Source organism: Salinivibrio sp. MA440 (genome assembly GCF_001996265.1).
GTDB classification, from domain to species: Bacteria; Pseudomonadota; Gammaproteobacteria; order Enterobacterales; family Vibrionaceae; genus Salinivibrio; species Salinivibrio costicola.
This window is the reverse complement of sequence record NZ_MUFI01000045.1, coordinates 1-23,103: the sequence shown is the minus strand read 5'-3', so window position 1 is coordinate 23,103 and position 23,103 is coordinate 1. Positions and strand designations below refer to the sequence as shown.

At 50.1% G+C, this 23,103-nt stretch carries 22 protein-coding genes and 1 tRNA gene; 1 reads left to right on the top strand and 22 read right to left on the bottom strand.

Going from position 1 to position 23,103, the window contains the following annotated elements; all coding sequences use genetic code 11:
- Positions 1-74 precede the first annotated feature (74 nt).
- From BZG80_RS12950 to BZG80_RS12905, 10 genes are all read right to left on the bottom strand, one after another.
- Positions 75-881, bottom strand: a complete 807-nt coding sequence (locus BZG80_RS12950) for a glycosyltransferase (protein ID WP_077679537.1) — start codon at positions 879-881, stop codon at positions 75-77.
- Positions 882-1,097: 216 nt separating this feature from the next.
- Positions 1,098-2,507: a sulfate adenylyltransferase subunit CysN gene (gene cysN, locus BZG80_RS12945; RefSeq protein WP_077679536.1), complete on the bottom strand. Its 1,410-nt coding sequence runs from the start codon at positions 2,505-2,507 to the stop codon at positions 1,098-1,100.
- Between the two features lie 3 nt (positions 2,508-2,510).
- The gene (locus BZG80_RS12940) at positions 2,511-3,497 is read right to left on the bottom strand and encodes an acetyltransferase (protein ID WP_077679535.1); all 987 of its coding nucleotides are present in this window, start codon (positions 3,495-3,497) and stop codon (positions 2,511-2,513) included.
- Positions 3,498-3,500: 3 nt separating this feature from the next.
- Entirely contained in the window at positions 3,501-4,133 is a 633-nt protein-coding gene (cysC, locus tag BZG80_RS12935; protein WP_077679534.1) for an adenylyl-sulfate kinase, read from the bottom strand.
- Between the two features lie 5 nt (positions 4,134-4,138).
- Positions 4,139-5,860 (bottom strand): SLC13 family permease, encoded by a 1,722-nt coding sequence (locus BZG80_RS12930; protein ID WP_077679533.1) that lies wholly within the window; start codon positions 5,858-5,860, stop codon positions 4,139-4,141.
- A gap of 12 nt (positions 5,861-5,872) precedes the next feature.
- The gene (gene cysD, locus BZG80_RS12925) at positions 5,873-6,787 is read right to left on the bottom strand and encodes a sulfate adenylyltransferase subunit CysD (RefSeq protein ID WP_077679532.1); all 915 of its coding nucleotides are present in this window, start codon (positions 6,785-6,787) and stop codon (positions 5,873-5,875) included.
- A 221-nt stretch (positions 6,788-7,008) separates the two neighbouring features.
- On the bottom strand, positions 7,009-8,175 hold the full coding sequence (locus BZG80_RS12920; protein ID WP_077679531.1) for a nucleotide sugar dehydrogenase: 1,167 nt from the start codon (positions 8,173-8,175) through the stop codon (positions 7,009-7,011).
- A 108-nt stretch (positions 8,176-8,283) separates the two neighbouring features.
- A tRNA-Ser gene (locus BZG80_RS12915) sits at positions 8,284-8,371 on the bottom strand.
- A gap of 222 nt (positions 8,372-8,593) precedes the next feature.
- Positions 8,594-9,103 carry a hypothetical protein gene (locus BZG80_RS12910; protein ID WP_077679530.1) on the bottom strand — a complete coding sequence of 170 codons (510 nt, stop codon included), beginning with the start codon at positions 9,101-9,103 and terminating at the stop codon, positions 8,594-8,596.
- Positions 9,104-9,147: 44 nt separating this feature from the next.
- Positions 9,148-11,550, bottom strand: a complete 2,403-nt coding sequence (locus tag BZG80_RS12905) for a S8 family peptidase (RefSeq protein WP_077679529.1) — start codon at positions 11,548-11,550, stop codon at positions 9,148-9,150.
- A 365-nt stretch (positions 11,551-11,915) separates the two neighbouring features.
- Here BZG80_RS12905 and BZG80_RS12900 point away from each other — a divergent pair, with 365 nt between their 5' ends.
- Positions 11,916-12,494, top strand: a complete 579-nt coding sequence (locus BZG80_RS12900; protein WP_077679528.1) for a UPF0149 family protein — start codon at positions 11,916-11,918, stop codon at positions 12,492-12,494.
- A 358-nt stretch (positions 12,495-12,852) separates the two neighbouring features.
- On the opposite strand, the gene nadA is transcribed toward BZG80_RS12900, so the two are convergent.
- The 12 genes from nadA to cydA form a co-directional block, all read right to left on the bottom strand.
- Positions 12,853-13,896 (bottom strand): quinolinate synthase NadA, encoded by a 1,044-nt coding sequence (gene nadA / locus BZG80_RS12895; protein ID WP_077679527.1) that lies wholly within the window; start codon positions 13,894-13,896, stop codon positions 12,853-12,855.
- Between the two features lie 276 nt (positions 13,897-14,172).
- A complete protein-coding gene (gene ybgF / locus BZG80_RS12890; RefSeq protein ID WP_077679545.1) occupies positions 14,173-14,901 on the bottom strand; it encodes a tol-pal system protein YbgF in 729 nt (242 codons plus the stop codon).
- A 33-nt stretch (positions 14,902-14,934) separates the two neighbouring features.
- The gene (pal, locus tag BZG80_RS12885; RefSeq protein WP_077670093.1) at positions 14,935-15,453 is read right to left on the bottom strand and encodes a peptidoglycan-associated lipoprotein Pal; all 519 of its coding nucleotides are present in this window, start codon (positions 15,451-15,453) and stop codon (positions 14,935-14,937) included.
- 50 nt (positions 15,454-15,503) lie between these two features.
- Positions 15,504-16,925 carry a Tol-Pal system beta propeller repeat protein TolB gene (gene tolB / locus BZG80_RS12880; protein WP_241833911.1) on the bottom strand — a complete coding sequence of 474 codons (1,422 nt, stop codon included), beginning with the start codon at positions 16,923-16,925 and terminating at the stop codon, positions 15,504-15,506.
- A 17-nt stretch (positions 16,926-16,942) separates the two neighbouring features.
- Positions 16,943-18,004: a cell envelope integrity protein TolA gene (gene tolA, locus BZG80_RS12875; protein WP_077679526.1), complete on the bottom strand. Its 1,062-nt coding sequence runs from the start codon at positions 18,002-18,004 to the stop codon at positions 16,943-16,945.
- Between the two features lie 9 nt (positions 18,005-18,013).
- Entirely contained in the window at positions 18,014-18,460 is a 447-nt protein-coding gene (gene tolR / locus BZG80_RS12870) for a protein TolR (RefSeq protein ID WP_021024366.1), read from the bottom strand.
- 3 nt (positions 18,461-18,463) lie between these two features.
- Entirely contained in the window at positions 18,464-19,150 is a 687-nt protein-coding gene (gene tolQ / locus BZG80_RS12865; RefSeq protein WP_021024365.1) for a protein TolQ, read from the bottom strand.
- Positions 19,147-19,554 carry a tol-pal system-associated acyl-CoA thioesterase gene (gene ybgC, locus BZG80_RS12860; protein WP_021024364.1) on the bottom strand — a complete coding sequence of 136 codons (408 nt, stop codon included), beginning with the start codon at positions 19,552-19,554 and terminating at the stop codon, positions 19,147-19,149. Before ybgC ends, tolQ begins: the two co-directional genes overlap by 4 nt.
- A 230-nt stretch (positions 19,555-19,784) precedes the next feature.
- On the bottom strand, positions 19,785-20,081 hold the full coding sequence (locus tag BZG80_RS12855; RefSeq protein WP_158011321.1) for a cyd operon YbgE family protein: 297 nt from the start codon (positions 20,079-20,081) through the stop codon (positions 19,785-19,787).
- Entirely contained in the window at positions 20,074-20,181 is a 108-nt protein-coding gene (gene cydX / locus BZG80_RS12850) for a cytochrome bd-I oxidase subunit CydX (RefSeq protein WP_021024361.1), read from the bottom strand. Before cydX ends, BZG80_RS12855 begins: the two co-directional genes overlap by 8 nt.
- A gap of 15 nt (positions 20,182-20,196) precedes the next feature.
- On the bottom strand, positions 20,197-21,333 hold the full coding sequence (gene cydB / locus BZG80_RS12845; protein WP_077460429.1) for a cytochrome d ubiquinol oxidase subunit II: 1,137 nt from the start codon (positions 21,331-21,333) through the stop codon (positions 20,197-20,199).
- 11 nt (positions 21,334-21,344) lie between these two features.
- Positions 21,345-22,928, bottom strand: coding sequence for a cytochrome ubiquinol oxidase subunit I (gene cydA, locus BZG80_RS12840; protein WP_028569775.1), 1,584 nt, complete (start codon positions 22,926-22,928; stop codon positions 21,345-21,347).
- Positions 22,929-23,103: the final 175 nt, after the last annotated feature.

The window sequence follows — 23,103 nt, the reverse complement described above, 5'->3', positions numbered from 1 at the left end:
TTCCATTCACTGTTCTATTCGTTACTTATCTTAAACGAGGTAAATGTGCTGCTTTAAAGTGTAGACTGTCTGGATTAGATACTTTTAAGATTATCGACTTGATAGATTTTAGAGCGCTTTGATCGCACTTTTTTGCGTGCAAAACAAAACCTCAGGGCACTTGATAGATGCCATACGAAGTAACGACTTAATAGCTTCCGACTTGCCCGTTGTCGCCAATGGACCGCCTTCGTTTCCTCGGAAAACGCCACTTGATATCCTGCTTTGTGCGCCCGATAACAAAAGTCGATATCCTCGCAGTACATGTAGTATTTTTCGTCTAGCCCACCGAGTTGCTGATAAACACTTGCTTTCACCGCTATTAATGCACCACTCGCCCAAAGCGGCGATTGCACATCACGTATGTCAGCTTTGCGGATAACGGTAGAGCGATTATTCATTGCGTAAGCAGAAATGAACGACCAAAGTTTAGGGAAATGACGGATATTGTCGTCCTCAACATGCTCGTCTACATCTAAGTATAAGTTACCCGCCACGATCTCTTTACCACTTAAACCAATAAACTGGCGTAGATTTTCTAGGGCCTGTGGTGTGATTTGAACGTCAGGATTGAGCAACAAAAAATAGTCATCTGACTGAGGTTCTAGCGTACTCAAGTAATGAAGAAAGTTTAAGTTATTGTTAGCAGAAAATCCTTTTTTGCTTGTATTTGCAATGTAAGTTACGCCATTCTGTTGACAATAACCTTTCAGTTCTTCTTGTGGTGCGTTATCGCGACAAATAACATGGACATCTGCTACATCTGCTGCCTGTCGAAGTGAATCCATGTTTACAATCATATCACTATGATTGTGTGAAACTGTAGAGATAATGAGTCTCATTTTTAACCTTGCTGGGCTGTGAGTATAGAAAATAGGGATAGATAAAAAGACATATAACTTTGTAGGCTTCCCTATCTAGCCGATTCTGTTTAGTCTCGGCCTTGAGCATATTCCTAATGCGTTTTATCTTACGTCATTTTACTCTGCTTAACTTGACATAACCGCATAAAACGAGCTACGCGATGCTAAAAAGCAATACTTAGAATAACATTTTGTTTAAATTTCTCGGCACCCCCACTCCGGATAGTGCTCGCGAATGTAGGCATTAAGCGCTTTTTCTGCCTCCGTGTAAGTGCGAGTGCTCTGATCGCCGTTTTTATTCACACTTTTGACCATGCCAGCGCCGACGGTAAGGTTGCTGTATCGGTCAATCAGCACAAACGCGCCCGTTTTTGGCAGTGACTGGTAGCTGTCTAGTGGCGTTTTCTCAGTGAGGGTAAAGTCCGCTAAGGCAATCTCGTTTAATGCCAGAGTTTCGCTATTCGGCGCGTGGGTGTCGAGCGTATTCACATCAATTTTGTGCTGAATGTCAGTGACTTTGCCTGTGGCCATGTGGGTCGCGAATTTCACCCATAAATCTTTGTGGGTACGCAGTGGCGCTTCATCCATCCATACTACATGGGCGCTAAACTGGTTAGTCACGGTAGGTTCGTGACCGGTGTGCACCAGCATATCGCCGCGTGAGATATCTATCTCATCTTCAAGCGTTAAGGTAATGGCATTATCCGGATAAGCGCAGTCTAATTCACCGTCATAAGTGTAAATCGAGGCAATCACTGATTGTTTGCCGGATGGCAACACGGTCACATTGTCACCAACCCGCACTGTGCCTGAGGTTAAGGTGCCGCAGTAACCCCGGAAGTTAAGGTTTGGGCGATTAACATACTGCACCGGAAAGCGCATATGCTCAGTGTCTTTGTCTTGCGCGACTTTCACTGTCTCGAGCAGTTTCATCAAGGTAGCACCGGGGTACCAGTCCATTTGCTCGCTTGGCGTCACCACGTTGTCACCTTTCAGTGCCGAAATAGGCACAAAGCGGATGTCATCAATGGCAAAGTGTTTGGCCATATCGCGATAGTCGGCTTTAATTTGTTTGTATACCGTTTGGTCGTAATCCACCAAGTCCATTTTGTTGACCGCGACAATGACGTGCTTGATACCCAGTAAGCTGCAAATATAACTGTGGCGACGAGTCTGGGTTTGAATGCCATGACGGGCATCCACCATCACAATCGCCAGTTCACACGTCGACGCACCGGTCACCATATTACGGGTATATTGTTCGTGCCCTGGCGTATCGGCAATAATGAACTTGCGCTTGTCGGTTGAAAAGTAGCGATAGGCGACATCAATGGTAATGCCCTGCTCGCGCTCGGATTGCAAGCCATCAACCAGCAAGGCCAAGTCAAACGCTTCATCGGTGGTGTTGAACTTTTGCGAGTCTTTTTCAATCGCCGCCATCTGATCTTCATAAATCAGCTTGCTGTCATACAGCAACCGACCAATCAGGGTAGATTTACCATCATCGACGCTGCCACAGGTTAAAAAACGCAGTAAATCTTTTTTTTCATGCACCTGCAAATAGGCGTCGATGTCTTTAGCGATTAAATCAGAAGAGTGTGACATGACTTATAGAGCCTTGTAATACTGGTTCAGTGTGTCGATAAAAGTGTTTATTTCAGCTTTCGGTAGCAGGTTAATCCCAGCAGCGGCTTTACGACCACCGCCAGTGGAGAATTGCCCGCAGATCTCATCCGCGCCATGGCGCTGGTTAAGCGGCGCGCGCACACTCACAGTGTAACCTTGTTCACTCGGGTTTAATGTCAATATAGCGTGAGCTTTTTCAGGTGATTGATTGGCCAGCTGGTTGCCGAACACTCCGCTAATGCGTCTCGCCCACGCCGCATTCGGTAAGCAGTAAATGGTGCTTTCGATAGACGTATGCTCGGGGGCCAATGCCTGCGCCTTGGCCATATCATCGGCATACCCACCTTGCAGTTGATAATATGGCGACGTGCGATCGGCTTGTAACGCAAACGGTGAGTCATAGGCCAATAATGCGTGATACAAGTCCGCTGGCGCAAAGAGCAAATCGTCTACGCTCGAGCCATACCCGTTGTAATTAATCAATATGCCCAGCTCGTTTAAAAACGTTTGTTGGTCGGCCGCGATACCGTGTTTCTCACAGAGGGCATCGGCCGCGGCAACCATGTTATCGCCATACGCCGCTGCGATTGCCCAAGCCACATAGCGCTCGCCGAGGTGCTGGTTAATCAGCAAACTGGTACAGGTGTTGGCATCGGTATTGATTAAGGCAGTGAAGTTATCGACGACTGGCACTTCTCCGGTACGATGGTGATCGCAATAGAAAACGGGGATATCACGCTTAAGTAGAGCTTCAAGGGCGGCTTTGTTCTTATCCATCGAGATATCAAGCACGGTGACACTCGAGACATCAGTTTGCTGCGCGACTTGGTCAAGCAGTTGAATATCGCGTTTAACGCCCGTGACGAGGGTACTTGCCTGCGGCGCCGCTTTTTGTAATTGCGACGCTTTTCGCAACTGCAACAACGCGAGAATGCCGTCGGCATCACCATTAAACACATCGTAATGCATGACTTAGTTGGCTCCTTGAGATGCTCGAATAAACCCGTGAGTGTTGAGATAGCTCACCACCTGCTTGGCACAGGTTTCAATATCGGCTTGGTCGGTATGCAAATGTATCTCAGGCGCGGCGGGTGGCTCATACGCCGAATCAATACCGGTAAAGTCAGGAATGTCTCCTGCACGCGCTTTTTTATATAAGCCTTTCGGATCGCGGGCTTCACACACCGCAAGCGGTGTGTCAACAAACACTTCAATAAAAGCAGCATCGCCAATACGGGCACGCACTTTTTCCCTATCGGCCCGAAACGGCGAGATAAAGGCGGTGAGCACAATCACTCCAGCATCTATAAATAAGTTAGCCACTTCACCTATGCGACGTATGTTTTCTTCTCGGTCTGCTGCGCTAAAACCTAAGTCCTGGTTGAGGCCATGGCGAATGTTGTCGCCATCCAGCAGATAGCTGTGTGCACCAGCGGTCAATAATTGATGCTCAACGGCATTGGCGATAGTGGATTTCCCCGAGCCACTGAGCCCGGTAAACCACAGCACCACAGGGGTTTGTTGTTTTTGTTTGGCCCGCGTTTGTGCGGTCACACTGCTGTTATGCCAGGTTATATTGGTAGCTGGCGTCGACGTTGTTGTCATAGCACTCACACAGAATGAAAAGGAAATACAATCGGAATTAATGCAGTTACGATCGCGATATACATTAACGTGACCGGCCAGCCCACTCGGATAAAGTCGGCGGGTCGATACTCTCCCGCGCTCATTACCATTAAGTTGGTTTGATAGCCAAAGGGGCTGATAAAACACGCACTCGCGCCATACGCAACCGCCATCACCCAAGGCATGGCATTCAGTTGCAACCCATCGGCAATGCTGAGCGCAATGGGCACCATCAAGGCCGCCGCGGCGGTGTTGGTCATGGTCTCGGTGAGCAGCACCGTTAACAGTATTAAGCCAAATAGCACTGCTACTGTGGGTAGCCCATTTATCTGAGCTAAAAAGACCTGGGTGACCGACGTGGCTAAACCACTACTTTGCACCGCAGAAGCCAACGATAAGGCACAGACTAGAATCGTTAATAGCTCAAACGGAAAGCGTCGACGTAACTGACTGCTATCGGCAACCTTGCTCCCTACCATCAGCACCAGGTATAACGTCAAGCTTTCTATTAAGCTCATTATGCCCAACGCACCTGCCGCAATCGCCACGAGAAAGCCACCGATGGCGGCTGTGTTTTGCACCACAGAAAGCGGCTGAAAGGTTTTGTGATCTGACAACAAAAAGAAGTTGCGGCTGATATTCTGTCGCCGCTCAAAATCTGGCCCTACTGCCAGCATTAGTTTGTCGCCACTTTGGATCGGGTTATTCCCCAACTTGCCGCTGACAGTTTTCCCTTCTCGTGATAAGCCAATCACTGCCGCATCAAACCGGGCGCGAAAGCCCACTTGCTTGAGTGTTTTGCCGATTAAGATCGACTCTGGGCTTACCAAGACTTCACGCAAGTTAGTGGCGGGTAAATCGCCTTTGTTAAAGGTGGTTAGCCCTGGGAACGCAGTAATTTGATGCACTCGGCGTACATCACCACAAAAAAGTAATTTGTCTCGGCTTTGGATAACATCGTCGGGTTTAACCGGTGAGATGAGAGTATCTCCCCGCACGATTTCGGCGAGAAACAAGCCATCAAGTGCACGCAAGCCGTTTTTGATGACGGTTTTACCAACCAACGGGCTGCTGGGCGCCACAGCGGCCTCAATAAAATATTGGCTCTCGAGTGACTCGGCGGTGGTGTGTTGTGGCAACCACCGACTCACTACGACCACGACCGCACCACAGCCCACAACGAGTGCCGCGCCAATGGGTAGAAAGTCAAACACCGCGATACTCGGACCACCTTGCGCCGAGACTAAGCCACTGACCACTAGATTAGTACTGGTGCCTATCAAGGTTAAGGTGCCGCCTAAAATGGAAAAATACGACAACGGGATCAATAAACGCTGCGGAGCATGCAGTTGCGACTTCATCACCGCCCGCATCATGCTGGCCACTACGGCTGTATTATTAAGCATGGACGAGGCAATCGCGCTTAACGCGCCCATTTTTAGTAAGTTCGGCAAATACTTGCTATGAGCAATATGTTTTGCCAAAAAACTTAGCAACGCGGTGCGTTCTAATACGATTGCCGCTAGTAACAATAAAACCAGGGTGACAATGCCCGAGTTGGTGACATGGCTCAGTACCGTTTGGGTATCTAGCTCACCACCGACTAACAACAGGGTAGTTGCGGCGATAAAAATATGGCTTGCACGTTGCTTGGTAGCCACCAGCGCCGCAATCAGTCCCACCAATACAGTGGCTGTTAATATCATCAACCGGGCCTTTTAGAAGTAGCCTTCGCGTTTCTTTTTCTCCATCGAACCGGCGCTATCATGGTCAATCGTCCGCCCTTGGCGCTCAGAGGTGGTGGTAAGCAACATTTCTTGAATCACTTCGGTCAAGGTGGTCGCTTCTGATTCCACGGCACCTGTCAATGGATAGCAACCTAGTGTTCTAAAGCGTACCATTTTGTGCTCTGGTACTTCGCCCTCTTCAAGTGGCATCCGATCATCATCGACCATAATCAAAGTGCCATCTCGTTCTACGACAGGGCGCGGCTTGGACAAATACAAACCAGGGATCTCGATGTTTTCTAGGTAGATATATTGCCAGATATCAAGTTCCGTCCAGTTTGACAGCGGGAAGACTCGGATGCTCTCGCCCTTTTTCACTTTGCCGTTATAAATATGCCAAAGCTCGGGGCGCTGATTTTTGGGATCCCAGCGGTGATGCTCATCGCGGAACGAATACACACGCTCTTTGGCGCGTGATTTTTCTTCATCACGGCGAGCGCCACCAAACGCCGCATCAAAACCGTATTTATCTAACGCCTGCTTTAACCCTTGGGTTTTCATGATATCGGTATGCACCGAGCTGCCATGCGTGAACGGACTGATGTTCATCGCCAGCCCTTCCGGGTTTTGGTGCACAATCAACTTCATGCCCGCTTGCTCAGCCATTTTATCGCGAAACTGATACATCTCTTGGAATTTCCAAGTGGTATCAACATGCATCAACGGAAACGGTGGTATACCCGGCGCAAAGGCTTTTTTTGCTAAGTGCAGCATCACGGAAGAGTCCTTGCCCACGGAATACAGCATCACAGGGTTATCAAACTCCGCTGCCACTTCACGCATGATATGAATAGCCTCAGCTTCAAGCTGCTTTAAATGCGTCATTTTTTCTGGTGATACAGACATGGTGTTTCCTTAACCCTATGTGAAGCCACTCTTTGCAGCGAACACTTTTTGTTCAGCGCTTACCCACGCTACCGCCATGAGGTGTCGCTCCCCCTGTGCGCATAGCCAACCTTTAAGACTCACTACGCGTTGTGCATAGCCGCCGTATTTTAACGAGGAACGAGTCTACTTGCTAACAAGTATCTGCAAAAGAGTTTGTCACCAGACGTCGAAATTTTTCCTCAATCCGCCCCAAACAAATCGCGGGTGTAGACTTTGCTTTCTACATCACGGATTTCATCCACCATGCGGTTGGCAACGATCACATCAGCGCGTTGTTTGAAGGTATCCAGGTCTTTGATGACGTCTGAGTTAAAGAAGGTGTCTTCTTCAAGCACCGGTTCGTATACCACCACTTCAATGCCTTTGGCTTTAATGCGTTTCATGATCCCTTGGATGGCCGAGGCACGGAAGTTATCTGAGCCGGATTTCATCACCAGACGATATATACCTACCACTTTGGGCTCGCGCTTGATAATGGCCTTGGCAATAAAGTCTTTGCGGGTGGTGTTGGCGTCAACGATAGCTTGAATGATGTTATTGGGCACGTCTTGGTAATTGGCCAATAGTTGACGGGTGTCTTTTGGCAGGCAGTAACCGCCGTAACCAAAGGAGGGGTTATTGTAGTGATCGCCAATGCGAGGGTCTAACCCTACCCCTTCAATGATCTGGCGCGCGTCTAAACCGTGGGATTCGGCGTAGCTGTCCAGCTCGTTAAAATACGCGACCCGCATCGCCAAGTAGGTGTTGGAGAAAAGTTTCACCGCTTCGGCTTCGGTAGAGTGGGTAAACAAGACCGAGATACCCGATTTGACTGCACCTTGTTGCAACAAGGTAGCGAATTGACGGGCGCGCTCGGATTGCTCACCGACAATTATTCGTGATGGATATAAGTTGTCGTAAAGCGCTTTGCCTTCGCGCAAAAACTCGGGTGAGAAGAGGATGTTTTCGCAACCCATTTGTTGCTTAATATGCTCGGTATAGCCCACTGGTACCGTTGATTTGATCACCATCACCGCATCGGGGTTAATCGCCATCACATCTTTAATCACCGATTCGACCGAGCTGGTATTAAAGTAGTTGGTTTCGGGATCGTAGTCGGTGGGGGTGGCAATCACCACAAAGTCCGCGCCTTGGTAGGCCAGCTCTTTATCGAGGGTGGCGGTAAAGTTCAGTGGTTTTTCGGCGAGGAATTGCTCAATTTCGGCATCGACAATCGGGGATTGTTGATTGTTAAGCAGGTTAACCTTTTCTTCCACAATGTCGAGTGCGACCACTTCATTGTGTTGCGCCAGTAGCATGGCGTTCGAAAGGCCGACGTAACCTGTTCCAGCAACTGCAATTTTCATTGTTTTATTCTCTTGGATCAAACCTAAGAAAAGGGTATCACGAGGACTGAGGAACGACTAGCGGCTGTAAATAGCAAAAAACCGCCACGAGGGCGGTTTTTTTAATGATGGCGGTGAGAGAGGGATTCGAACCCTCGATACGTTGCCGTATACACGCTTTCCAGGCGTGCTCCTTCAGCCACTCGGACACCTCACCATATTGTGTGTTAAACGACATTTACACTGGGTGGCTTATAACCCCGCTGTCGCGTTAACGGGGCGTACTATAGAGAGTTGCTGCTTTGCGGTCAAGTTGTTGGTGATAGGTTTAGGTTTAAATGGCTATTTCATCGCCATTCAAACCCAATCCTATTGTTATCGAAGAAAGAAGAAAAAGGCCCTTCCAGGCCTTTTGGGGAATCGATGCAAGGGGTGATACCTACTGTGGCTGATTCCTCGCCTCAAGAATATCAATTTTCGCTGATTTCACCGCCGGGTTTGATTTGATTTCTGCCAATACTGCCACGATGTCATCTTGCCCACTGGCATTGAGCTGCCCAAGCTTGGTGGTCTCATCAAAGTAAGTCACATTCAAGTTAAGCGACTCGGCCAACTCGTAGATGGTGCCTTGGTCCAGCAGCACGGTGATGTTCCCGGTCACTTTACCCAGTGTACGTGTGACTTCATTGTAAACTTGGTCTCCTGCTTTTAAAGCGCTATTGTCGAGGTTTATACCTTTATAACCATGTAGTTCAGAGAGTTCAGTTAAGGTGACTGGCCCATCGACTTGCGCGGCTAAGGCTTGCTCAGCATTGTGCCCTTTGGCCTTTGCTTCTGTTGGCATCGGCTTTGCATCATTGTCATTTGCCATGGTTGTACTGCTCCCAGCGACAGCGACGTGGGTTAATAATGCACTGGCAACAAAGGCTACTATCATCTTACTTTGCATGTGAAACTCCTTGTAATCTCTATTTAAACGGTTCGCTTTGTTGCTTAATGACCGTAAACACGGACTTGTGCCTTGGTGAGTTCGCTATCCACTTGGTTGTTGAGCACATCACCAAAATCAGCACGGTTGGTATCAACAAGATTCACGCTCCACTCCCCTTGCACTTTTTCACCAAGAAATGCATTGACGAGCATAGGCCCGCTTATGTGGTAAGCGTAACCGGGGGCAGAAGCATTGCCTAACCCTTGATACGCACCTAATGATGTTCTTGACGTAGCAAGAATCGCTTTTGTTCCCGCAGGCGAGGTCACTTGAATGGCAAGATCTGACGCAGCTGTACTTCCAGTGAGATCGCCGTTGCCGACTTTAAGCAAATCGTCATTTTTGATGTTAAAACCAAATTGCATTCCTTCAAGCGTCAGGTCGCCGTTAATGTCATCATCCAGCTGGAAACGAAATGTCGCGCCTTGTGCATCAGCATCTGGAATCGATATAGGAGAGTGCGTTGGTGTGATATCAATCCAATCAGTATGGCGCAGAGGCGGGAGTGTTGCGCTCTCTTGCTGTGCCAGCGCAACCGCTTTACCGGCATTTACCCGACCAAACCCATATTTATTGTTAAATGCATAACCAGCTGCGTTTTCAACCCAGCCTAAATGCGCGGTAACGCCGTTGCTCGGTTCATCAGTATCACGATGTCTATCAGTATCACTGATGCGGCTACCTGAAGATTGACTCCCCACTAATAGCGTCACAGGCGCGTCATCAGGATCAACCTTATCGGCAGTTTTGGCAAGGATATATCGAATCTCGCGCCAGCTTAGCGTTGGATTGGCCTCAGCAATGAGTGCCGTCACCCCAGTAACATTAGGGGCAGCAGAAGAGGTACCATTAAAGGTGTTGGTGTAGTTACAGTTTGGGTTTGCGTCTTGGTTTAAGTCTGTGCCTGGTGTGTTAAATGGCCAAACACGTTGGTGAAAGTCTTGTACCCCGAGCATAGAGAAGTAACTGCCATTGACCGCTTCAAATTGATCGACAGTGGCTTGGCTGGCATAGCCTTTCTCGCATGTCATCAAATCGGTGGTGATCATCGCCGGTGCTTCTGTCCCATATTCGCCAGCGGGAGCGGATACCCATAAGCTTGACCCTGCCGTGGAATAGCTTGATTTGCGCCCATCGGTATTGACCGCACCAATGGTCAGGGTATAAAAACTGGCGTTAGCCGGATCCCAGTTGCTGTCGTAGCAGCTGAATACACGTGATTGGTTTACATTGATTCCCGCCTGGGCTTGATCACATAAGGCATTTCCCTCTTGCCAATTTCCGCTAGAGATAAATGAGTTACCTGCCGATTTTATATTGAGAGCGCCCAAACCCTGTCTCAAGTTTGCTGTCGGATACTGAAAAAGTACCTCGTCAACATCGGTGGTTGCAATAAAAGCAGGCGCTGAGATGCCGTAACTGCGGTTGAAGGCTACGAGATTGTCATTGAGGCTAATACCAGAACCGTCTAAGCCATAACTGGCAAATTGTGACTGTTCACTTTGCTCTTCTAGGTAATTCATTCCGATCAGGCTGGCATCCGGTGCGACGCCACGACCACCTAATCCATTCCACCCTTTTGCCGCAATCAGCCCGGCAACCGAGGTCCCATGATCGCCACCGGTGCCTACCGGTGTTGGATCGCTTGAGCCATCTGCAAAGTTAATCGAGCGGTTGGGGAGTACATTATCCACAAGGTCTTCGTGATTGATAGCCATGCCTGAGTCAACTACGACGGTAATGCTATCTTTTCCGGTAATATTATGTTTGTACGCACCCAGCACATTCATATCTTCACCGGGGACAAGGATGCTGTCGTCGTATTGATGTTGCTGCTTAGCCTGCTCTTCGCTCATGCCTTGAGCTACACGTAGATCAACCCACGCCTGATACGTCTGTGCGTTCATGGCGTAGCCCGTTTGGCCAGTGTTGTATAAATGCCACTGTTGTTGAGCTAACGGGTCAATTTTCACATCGCCGGTTATGGTGACGCCTCCCGATTTTTTCAAACGGCCATCCGATAAAGAATATTCGAAAGTACGCTTATCGCTATTTTGGGTCGGCATATAGTGAATCGCACTGCTCTCTCGCTCATAAATAAGCACCCCATGCGATAATTTGAATTGACCCTGCTGCAGTTGAGGCACTTCAACGCCATTTTCTGAAATAGAGAGTTGAAGGTTTTCGGTGGAAAATTCACTGTCAATAATCTCAATCGGTGTACCGACTAATTGTTTGTCTACCGTAACATCGATGTTTTCGTCTTCGAGTGCCTGTTCAGACTGGGCCCTTGTATCGCTATTGAGCCTCTGCATAGCATCACTGTCGACTTCGCCATCACACCCAGCGAGCGCAATGGATACCAGCATCGCCGTTAATGTGCGTTTATTAATGGGGTATAACATTGTTCAATCCTTTGAATAATAGGGTTTTATTTCCATATCAATGAACAACTTACCTGCCCAGCCGCCTACATGCAACATAATTGTCATAACTTGATGCGTAGTCAAAAGTAGGCACTAACGAGAGTCGACAGGCGTGTTCTTTTTACTTAGCACCAAAATGAAAAAGAGTCAGTCAAAATAGTCATTCAGTTTGGTGATTTATGTTTGTTTCAACATAGTGTCGAGCCAGTCACAGTAAGAGAGGATTTTGACCATGTGTTATATCACCTAAAAGTACACTTACCCGCCGAGCTTGGCGTGATGGAAGCAAGTGAGCATGAAAGCTGTTAAACTCAGCACACAAATCGAATACGAATGAGAGCCTGATGACTTTATCCGAATTCCTTACCCAACATGCTGATAGCGCGCAACTGCTTAACGAAATGCAAACCCGTGGTGTGGTGACCGCCATGGCTGCCGCACCCCATGTCATTAGCCCCAGTGAGTGGCTCCCCGTAATGTGGGGAGGTGACGAGCAAGCGCCATTTGAAAGCCATGAGCAGTTTGAGCAGTACGCGAACCTGATTGTCGATATTTGGAATGCGCAGCGCCAACAGCTGTTGGAAAAAAATTGGCAGTGGCCGGAAGGGTGTTTGTTGGATGACCCCGAAATTGTCAACCAAGCGACGCGCGATTTCGCCGAAGGCTTGTTGCAAGGTTGGAGCCTCACCCGTGATGATTGGGAAACGCTGATGCCGGAAAACACCGATGGCAATGCCCTACTCGGCGGCGTGGTGCTTTCCATCAGCTTGCTTTACGATCCAGAAACTGCCCTTTCTACCATGGAAGCGCAAGGCGCAGAAGAGTTGGCACAGTTTGAGAAAATCTTCAACGCCATGCCAACTATGTTGTGTGGCCTCACCCACCACGGCGCAGCATTGGCGGAGGATGCGGAAGGGGCATAAAGCAAGGTCCTAGGTCCTAGACGACGGAATACAGAGCGCTTCGCTTACGGAGTACGGGAAGAGACGAGACGCTTCGCTTCTAGAGGCTAGAGACTAGATAAAGCAGATCATGCTCGCACTGAGGCTATTGCTTTTTCTGTACTCTGTATTCCGTAATCAGTATTCGGGATCTTGAATACAGAGCGCTTCGCTTACGGAGTACGGGAAAAGACGAGACGCTTCGCTTCTAGAGGCTAGAAACTAGAGACTAGAAAGAGCAAACCGTGCGCGCATCGGGGCTTTTGATCTTTCTGTATTCTGTAATCCGTATTCCGTCATCTTTTCCTAGAACCTAGGAGCCTAGGCCCTAGGAACGGTGTTACCCCTTCATCTCCGCGGCGAAGTTGAGCATGCGGTTGAGTGGGATTAACGCTTTTTCACGCACGTTATCATCAACGTGAATTTCATGCTCTTCGCCGCCGTTTTCGAGTGCGTTTTCAATCGCTTTAAGGCCGTTCATGGCCATCCAAGGGCAATGGGCACAGCTTCGACAGGTCGCGCCCGCGCCGGCTGTGGGTGCTTCAACGAGCTCTTTTTCAGGCACCATTTGCTGCATTTTGTAGAAAATGCCTTTATCGGTGGCGACAATCAGCTTTTCATTCGGCAGCGTTTGCGCCGCTTTAATCAGCTGACTGGTCGAGCCAACGGCATCGGCCATTTTTACCACGCTCGCTGGGGATTCAGGGTGAACAAGAATCGCGGCGTCGGGGTAAAGGTGTTTCATTTTTTCTAGCGCTTGGGCTGAGAATTCGTCGTGGACCACGCATTCGCCTTGCCATAAGACCATGTCAGCGCCAGTTTCTTTTTCGATATAGGCGCCTAGGTGGCGATCTGGGGCCCAGATAATTGGCTTGTCTTGGCTGTCTAGGTGCTCGACAATCTCTAACGCGATGCTTGAGGTGACCACCCAATCGGCACGTGCTTTGACGGCGGCCGAGGTATTGGCATACACCACGACGGTGTGATCTGGGCGTGCGTCACAAAACGCGGTGAATTCATCGGCAGGACAGCCTAAGTCTAACGAGCACTCGGCATTAAGCGTTGGCATTAAGACGGTTTTCTCTGGGGTGAGGATTTTAGCGGTCTCACCCATAAAGCGTACACCGGCCACGATCAGGGTTTTGGCTGGGTGTTGATTGCCAAAACGGGCCATTTCTAACGAGTCGGCCACACACCCGCCGGTTTCTTCGGCGAGGGCTTGGATCTCTGGGTCCGTGTAATAGTGAGCAACAAGTACCGCGTCTTTTTGTTTTAATAGTTGTTTGATGCGCGCAACGTGTTGTTTTTTCTCTTCGACACTCAATGCCATTGGTTTCGGCGGAAAGGGGTAGACCCTTTGCGACGTTTCAATCACTTGGCTCATGGGATTACTCATGCTTACTTCCAGTCCGGGGCTTCCAGTCCGGGTAGTATAACGCGAGTAGAGCTAGAGTCCTAGAGCGTAGGTCCTAGGTCCCAGGTGACGGAATACGGAATACGGAATACGGAATACGGAAAAAGCATATCGTGCCAGCTTTTGCTTTTCCCGTATTCTGTAAGCGAAGCGCTCTGTATTCCCACTCCCGAATACAGATGACTGGATACAGAGTACAGAAAGAGCAAGAGCGCAGAGGCGGCAACGATCTTGCTTTATCTTAACCTACATCGCATTTTTGGCTTGTTTGGCGCTGGTTGAGTCTGGGTAGGTATCAATCACTTGCTGGAAGTATTGATCGGCTTGGTCGCCGTTACCTTGTTTTTGCGCAATTAGGCCGAGTTTGAGCAATGCGTCGGCGCGTTTGTTGGAGTCTTTAAACTTGCTAACTGCCGTAAACTCTTGGTTTGCCTGCTCAAATTCACTTTTAGAAAAATAAAGCTGGCCGAGCCAATAGTGGGCGTTTGCTGTGTATACCGACTCTGGGTATTGTGAAAGGAAAGCGTTAAACGCTTTGGTTGCGCCTTGGTAGTCTTTCTCTTTTAAGATCAGGTTGACGGCAGCTTCATACGCGGCGTTTTCGCTTTTATCATCCGTAAAGCTAACAGATGATGCGTCTTGAGTCTCTTCTTGGGGGGCTGGGACCGCTTGTTTCGCGGTTCTTAGCGTATCAACCTCGCGATAGAGATCGCGTTGGCGTTCTACCATTTGTTTGATGTCGTAGCTGTTACGCTCAACACTGCCGCGTAACGTGCTTAGCTCTTGCGCCATTTGATCAAGTTGGCGTTGCATATCCAGCTGCATTTGGTTGCGCGCTTGTAGCATGCGTTCTAGACGATCAACGGCAGAGCCACCCGCCCCTACTTCTGTCACCGGAGCAGATGTGGCAGCCGCGGGGGCTGCCACACTCACCAGTAACGCCAGCGCGAGGGTTCGCACAGAGTTACTGTTTATTTTCATACTCGTTTCCACTACCTATCGGCTGGATTAGTACACTAATACCGAACGACGGTTTTTGGCGTAAGCGTCTTCGCTTTGGCCAAGGACCAGCGGTTTTTCTTCGCCGTAGCTCACGATAGAGATTTGGCTAGCTGGCACACCCAACGCTTGTAGGTATTTAGACACAGCTTCAGCACGGCGCTCGCCCAGTGCGATGTTGTACTCTGGGGTACCGCGCTCGTCAGCATGGCCTTCTACGACTACTTCCATCGCTGGGTTGTCACGCAGGTAAGTCGCGTGCGCATCCAGCATGTCTTCGTATTGTGGTAGTACTGATGAGTCGTCAAAGTTGAAGTAAACGGTTTGCGACTGACGCAGCTCTTGGTTACGGATTTGTTGCTCAGTCATTGAGCCTTGGCCGTCAACCGGTGATACCACGGTAGTGCCGTTTTGGTTGGTTGATTGACCAGCATCACTGCCGGTTGAGCTATCGTGTGAGCTACACGCAGCCAGAGTTAACATTGGCAGTGCCACCGCCAGACCTTTCAGTACTTTATTGATTTGCATTCTATTTTCCTTTTCTAGAAAGTTAGCGCACGTTGTTTAAAATTAAAAAACTACAGGTAAGGTGACCAGGCTGGTGCACGCACGCGCCCGTTGGTTGCCGGTAACCGCGCTTTAAAGCGGCCGTCGATTGAAACGAGTGACAACACATTCTTACGTCCATATACCGAGCTGTAAATCACCATGCTGCCATTTGGCGCAATACTTGGCGACTCATCCAACAAGGTTTTGGTTAGGATTTGCACCGCCCCGCTGTTTAAGTCTTGTTTTGCAATGTTATAGCCAGACGCGGATTGATTTACCATGATCAAGTGGCGGCCATCAGGAGTCAGTTGCCCTCCCATATTTTGATTGCCTTCCCACGTGATCCGTCGGCTGGTTCCATCGTCTAAATTTACGCGATAAATCTGTGGTTTGCCACCCCGGTCCGAGGTGTAGATGAGCGAGTTACCATCGGGATCCCAAAATGGCTCGGTGCTATTGGCACGACCATGGGTAATTTGGGTCAGTTTTTTGCTCTTTAAATCGAAGATATAAAGCTGCAGGCTACCGGTTTTGGACAGCACCATGGCCAGCTTGCTGCCATCGGGCGAGAACTGAGGCGAACCATTGTGACGCGGATAAGACGAAATCTTCTCGCGCTCACCGGTGTAAATATCCATGACAAAGATTTCGGCTTGGCCATTTTCAAAGCTGACATATGCCAGTTGGCGACCATCCGGTGACCACGACGGTGACATCAGTGGCTGTTTAGAGCGCAAGATCAAGCGTTCGTTATAGCCATCGTAATCCGACAAACGCAGTTGGTAGGGGTAGTCGTTCTCTTTATCGATCACCACATAGGCGATACGGGTCAAGAAGGCTCCTTTTTCGCCGGTGAGCTGTTCATACACAATATTGGCAATGCGATGCGAATAACGGCGCAGATCGCTTTCTTTGACCGTAGCGCGGTTGTTCACCAGTAAGTGGTCATCGGTTTGTACCAGCTGGCCATCGGCGCCTAGGCCTTTACTGTCGCCGCCCGTGAGCTGGCCACGCACAATATCAATCAGTTGGTAATCAATTTGGTAACGGCCGTCTGACGTGGGCGTCACGGTGCCAGTGACCACGGCATCCACCCCGAGAGAGGTCCAAGCGTTGTAATCGACATCGGCATCTTTGTAAGGCGTTTGCGGCATGTCACTGACAGATAATGGGTTAAATTTACCGCTGCGACGTAAATCGGATCCCACGACACCGGCAATATCTTCAGGCATCTCGCCTTGCCCTTTCCATTGGAAGGGGATCACGCCGATGGGCCTGGCTGTGTTCACCCCTTCGGTGATCACCAACTTAAGCGCAGCGTGTGCCGGTTGCGTGAGTAACGACAAACAGGCCAACAGTATTACAACGGCGGCAACTTGCCACGTCCGTAAACGATCCTGACGCGTGTTTGTGACATGGTTTGTGCCACCACAGGGGCTCACTTCCATCATGTTTTTTATCCTGTCGGTTAGTTAGGTCGAACGGTTAACTCGATATCACGTAACTTAGCAATAATATCGCCATCGTCTGGCATTGGAAATTGTGATACGGACGCGACCGCGGTTTTTGTTGCACGACACAATCGCGAGTTGCCCGCTTTTTGTTCCACATTAAGCAATAGGCCGGTAGGTGACAAGCGCATATTGACCACACACTCTTGGCCACTTAAACCATCATCAACAATCAGTCTTTGTTGGATCATTTGCGTAAAAATGGCGCCGTATCGCGCCACTTCGTCGTCTACAAACTGTCCGCGCGCGCTTTGCCGTTGGCTGGCTTCCGATTCTAGCCCCGAAAACAAATCATTAAGCGCCGCTTCTTGCTCTTGCTGTTGCCGTTTGGCTTCTTGCGCCCGGCGCTCGGCCTCTTTTCTCGCTTGTTCGGCTTCTTTGCGCGCCTGCTCTGCCTCTTTTAACGCTTGCTCTTCGGCTTTGCGCTTTGCCTCAAGCTTGCGTTGGCGTTCAGCTTCGGCTTTGCGTTCAGCCGCCAGTTTTTCTTGCCGCGCTTTCTCCGCTTTTTCTGCCGCCAATTCCGCTTTCCGTTGTTGTTCTAACTTGCGCTGACGCTCGCGTTCGGCTTGTTCCGCCTGTTGTTTAGCAAGGCGTGCTTGTTCTTTGGCCTTGGCTTGCTCTTCGGCAATCCGCTTTTGCTCTTCTCGTGCTTGACGTTCCGCTTCGAGCTTTTTCCGCTTCACTTCGCGAAGGCGCTGTTCTTCTTGCTCGCGTTGTTGCTCAAGGCGTTTCGCTTGCTGCTCTAATCGCTTTAACCGCTCGGCTTCTTCGCGTTTTGCCTGATCGCGCTGCGCACGAATTTTTTGTGCCTGAGCATTCACCACGGCCGGATCAATCACGGTAGCTTCAATGGAGCGCCCAGCTTTCGGGGTTGGCTTGGCGTCTGAGGTGAAATCTGCCCCCCATAACAGCACAATCACCAACAACACGTGTAGCCCGCCGGAAATGGCAAGCGCTGGCACCAGTGAGTCTTTTTTCTTGCTTTTGGTCGCCTGATCGCGATGGTTTGGCTCGTTCATCATCCTCACCTACGACTCATACGGCTCTGTCATTAAGCCCACCGACGACACGCCGGCTTGGTTTAATGCATCAAGCGTTAGGATGATTTCGGAATAGGGGACGCGGCCATCACCGCCGACTAAGACGGGGGATTTAGGATTAAGCTGAAGTTCGGCTTTCACCCGCACCAAGATTTCTTCTAGGCTGAGTCCCCGGGTCATATCACCATTGTTGACACTGAGCCCGAGCTGGCCGTCTTGGTCTACTTCCACAATGATGAACGCGCCGCTGTCTTCTTCTTCCGCCAACTCTGCCGCTGTTTTGGCCTGCGTGGTCTGTGGTAAATCGACATCGACGCCTTGGGTCACAAACGGCGCGGTGACCATAAAGATAATCAGCAATACCAGCATCACGTCAATGTAGGGCACCACATTGATTTCCGCCGTCATTTTGCGTCGTTTTGGTTGATACGCCATGGATTACTCCTGGGTTGCCGCAAACGCTTGACGGTGAAGAATGCTAGAAAATTCTTCCATAAAGTTCATGTAGTTGTGTTCAAGCTTGCTCACTTTGGCTGTCAAACGGTTGTAAGCCATGACGGCAGGGATCGCTGCAAATAGGCCCATGGCTGTCGCGACCAAGGCTTCAGCAATCCCGGGCGCAACCATCGCCAATGTGGCTTGTTTCACCGCACCCAGGGCGATAAAGGCATGCATAATGCCCCACACGGTGCCAAATAGGCCGATGTAGGGACTAATTGAGCCCACGGTGGCCAAAAACGGTAAGTGGGTTTCAAGCTCTTCAACTTGTTTAGACAGGGAAACACGCATCGCCCGTGACGTGCCTTCCATCACGGCATCAGGCACTTTGTCGTTACTGCGATGCAGGCGGGCAAATTCTTTGAAACCTGCGTAGAAAATTTTCTCGCTACCGGTGAGGTGATCCTTGCGGGCCTGCACTTCTTGAAAGAGTTGCGAGAGATCGATCCCCGACCAGAATCGGTCTTCAAATCGCTCCGCTCGGCTAAAGGCTTGCTGCATCACTTTTGAGCGCTTGATGATCATGGCCCAAGACATCACTGACATACCCAGTAATATCAGCATCACTCCCTTAACAAGCAGGCTTGCTTGTAAAAACAGGTCGAGAATGGAAAGTTCAGCGGTCACGTCATCATCTCCGATTTAATCTGTGTTGGAATCGATTTGGGTTTCATGGTGGCTGGGTCGACACAGGCTATCTTAACCGTTGCCACACACAATGCTTTTTGATCAGAATTCACCAAGCTTTGACAAAACGTCATGCTGGCGCGCCCCATGGCTGACACTGTGGTGACAACATCAAGGGCATCATCCAGCCGTGCACCGCGGTGAAAGTCGATATCCATGTGGCGCACCACAAACGCATAGTGCTCGGCAAACAAGGCCTGTTGATTGACACCGATTTGGCGTAACAGTTCAGTGCGCGCACGCTCAAAGTACTTGAGGTAGTTGGCGTGATAAACCACCCCGCCGGCGTCTGTGTCTTCATAATAAACACGTACGGGCCAACGAAACGGCGTTGATTCAGTCATGACTGTATCCATATAGGTTCAGCGATAGGCAATTACTATACCTAAGTTGTCGATGTATAGAAATGCTGAAGCCGCGCAGTCGCTGCATTGGTGGCCCATGACGGGCGCAAGAAGTGATATGCCGCAAAAAACACACAATGACTCCGCGGCCAGTGATGAAAAAAGCACCACTTGGGTGCTTTTGTCATTCGTTTGTCACTTTGCGCTTGCTCACCGAGCGTTTGGCTCAACTAGCGTAGCCACATCAAGGCGAGCAAAAGAAGAGACACGCCCCACCCTAATGGCGGCCAAGTAAGCCAGCGGCTCCATTTTCCTTGCGCTGTAAAGCCGACAGCGTGAATCACGCCCAAGCAGGTGGCGTAAAGTAGGCCCACGCCCATGAGGAACGTGACGCCGCCCATGCGCTGCGCGAAGGCTTCAGGCGCCCACATTACTTGGCCCCCCCAGCATAATGCACTGGCCAATGAGAGCAGCCGCCAAAGGCCAGAAAAATCCTGGCCTAACGGAGCGGGTTGGCGATCACTCATTATCGTGATCCATGGCTTCGGTATGCTCAAGCCATAACGCATTGATGATCCCGAAGGCGCATGCCAGCAGCACACCGAGAATCCACGTGAAATACCACATATGCAGGCTCCTTACTTAGTACAGTGAATGTTTGTTGTCTTCAATATATTGCGCATCTAAGCGGCCGAACATCTTAATGTAGCACCACAAGGTGTAAGCCAAGATAATCGGCACAAAAATCGCGGCGACGATAGTCATAATCGATAATGTCAGTTCGCTCGAGGTGGCATCCCACATGGTCAAACTATGACTTGGGAAGGTGCTCGATGGCATTACAAAGGGGAACATCGCGATACCCGCGGTCAAAATTACCCCAGCAATGGCCAAGCTCGAGAACAAGAAGGCCCAGCCACCACGCTCAACTCGAGACGCCAGCAGTGCCAATAGTGGCATCACCGCACCGACAATGGGAGCTAACCAAAGGATTGGCATCGCTTGGTAGTTGTGCATCCACGCGCCGCTTTGCACCGCCACCTCTTTCGCCAGTGGGTTAGACGCCGCTTGATTCGCCGCTTCACTGACCACCACAAAGCCTTCCAGGTTTTGTACCCAAAAGCCCGCTGCCACGAACAAGACAGTGGTCAGTAGCGCACACAGTTGCGCCACATTGCGTGCCCGTACATGCAGCGCATCGGTGGTTTTCATTTGCAGCCAGGTTGCCCCTTGCAGCACCACCATAAACAGACTTACAAGGCCACACACCAGTGCGAATGGATTAAGCAGTGCGAAAAAGCCACCGGTGTAGGTTGGGATCAACAGCTCGCTTAACTGAAATGGTACGCCTTGCAGCAAGTTGCCAAAGGCGACACCGAAAATCACAGGCGGTATAAAACCACCAGCAACCAGGCCCCAGTCCCAGGCAGTACGCCAGCGCTTATCATCAATTTTTGAGCGGTAGTCAAAGCCCATCGGACGGAAAAATAACGCCGCTAGTGTGAGCACCATCGCGATATAAAACCCAGAGAATGACACGGCATAAACCAGCGGCCAGGCAGCAAATAGTGCCCCACCCGCGGTCACTAGCCAAACTTGGTTGCCTTCCCAGTGCGGAGCGACTGAGTTAATCATCACCCGTCGTTCGCTATCCGTTTTGCCGATCAGGGTGAGCAAGGCGCCCACCCCCATGTCAAAGCCATCGGTGACGGTAAAGCCAATCAGTAGCACCCCAATAAGCGCCCACCAGATCAGCCGTAACATTTCATAATCAAACATGCTATCTCTCCTTATGCTTCAATCTGGCGGCTGAAATCTGCTTCTGGATTGCCTTTTTGTTCAAAGTGGTAGCGGCCGGTTTTGAGGCTACTTGGCCCCAAGCGCGCAAACTTGAACATCAGATAAAGCTCGGCGACGAGAAAGACGGTGTAGAGCGAACAAATCGCCACCATCGAGAAGATGATATCGCCTGCAGCGAGGTTAGAGGCGGCCATATGCACTGGTAAAATCTCACCCACAGCCCAAGGCTGACGACCATATTCGGCAACAAACCAGCCCGCTTCACAGGCAATCCAAGGCAGCGGAATACCAATCAGTGCCAGTTTGAGTAGCCAAGGTTTTTGATCAATACGTTGACGGCAGGTTTGCCAGAAGCTCATGCCAAAGATAAACAGCATCGCAAAGCCACAAGCCACCATGATCCTAAAGCTCCAGAACAGCGGTGCCACGTGTGGAATAGAGTCTTGTGCCGCTTGCTGAATTTGCCCTTCGGTGGCATCAACCACTTTGTCGGTATAAGGCTTAAGCAGCAGACCATAACCGAGGTCATTTTTCACTTCATTGAAGGCGGCTTTGGTTTCAGACGATGTCTCGCCGGCACGCAATTTTTCTAGCAATGCGTACGCCTGCATCCCGTTACGGATACGGGTTTCGTGCTCAGCAATCAAATCGGTTAAGCCTGTCACTTCTTTATCCAGTGAGCGCGTGGCAATGATCCCCATCGCATACGGGATTTTGATCGCATAATCGGTTTGCATGGTGTCTTGATTAGGAAGACCCACCACGGTGAAGGCTGCTGGCGCTTCCTCGGTGTGCCATTCGGCCTCAATCGCCGCCAATTTGACCTTTTGTACATCGCCCAGCTCATAGCCGGATTCATCACCCAGAATAATGACCGAGACGATCGCGGCCATACCAAAGGAGGCAGCAATTGCAAACGAGCGACGTGCGAAGGCGAGATCACGCCCTTTCAGTAGGTAGTAGGCACTGATACCGAGCACGAACATTGCCCCGGTGGTGTAGCCTGCCGCGACGGTGTGAACAAATTTGACTTGTGCTACCGGGTTAAAGACCACATCGGCAAAGCTCACCATTTCCATACGCATGGTTTCGAAGTTGAACTCCGAGCCCACTGGGTTTTGCATCCAGCCGTTGGCGACCAGGATCCAAAGCGCGGAAAAGTTAGAGCCTAACGCCACCAGCCAAGTGGTGACCAAATGCTGACGTTTACTGAGGCGATCCCAACCAAAGAAGAATAAGCCCACAAAGGTGGATTCAAGGAAGAAGGCCATCAACCCTTCAATGGCAAGCGGGGCACCAAAAATATCCCCGACGTAGTGGGAATAGTAGGCCCAGTTGGTCCCGAATTGAAACTCCATGGTAAGGCCGGTTGCCACACCGAGCGCAAAGTTAATCCCAAAGAGTTTACCCCAAAACTTGGTCATGTCTTTGTAGATTTGCTTGTCGGTCATCACGTATAACGATTCCATGATGGCCAGCAAAAATGCCAAACCTAGCGTTAGGGGAACAAACAGGAAGTGATACATCGCGGTCAGCGCAAACTGCAGCCGCGATAAATCGACGATATCGGTAATCATGGTCACTCCTTTACACCGCTTTCGGTGCCGATACAGTTGTATCGCTCGTTTTACTTTCTCACCCTGCATGGCCGCCAAACCGCTGGCCGGTGCGGGGAAAGCGCTACACTTTCTCTAGTCACTGCTGCATGTTACACGCTTGAAACACTCAAGTTACTTAATAGTTAAATAT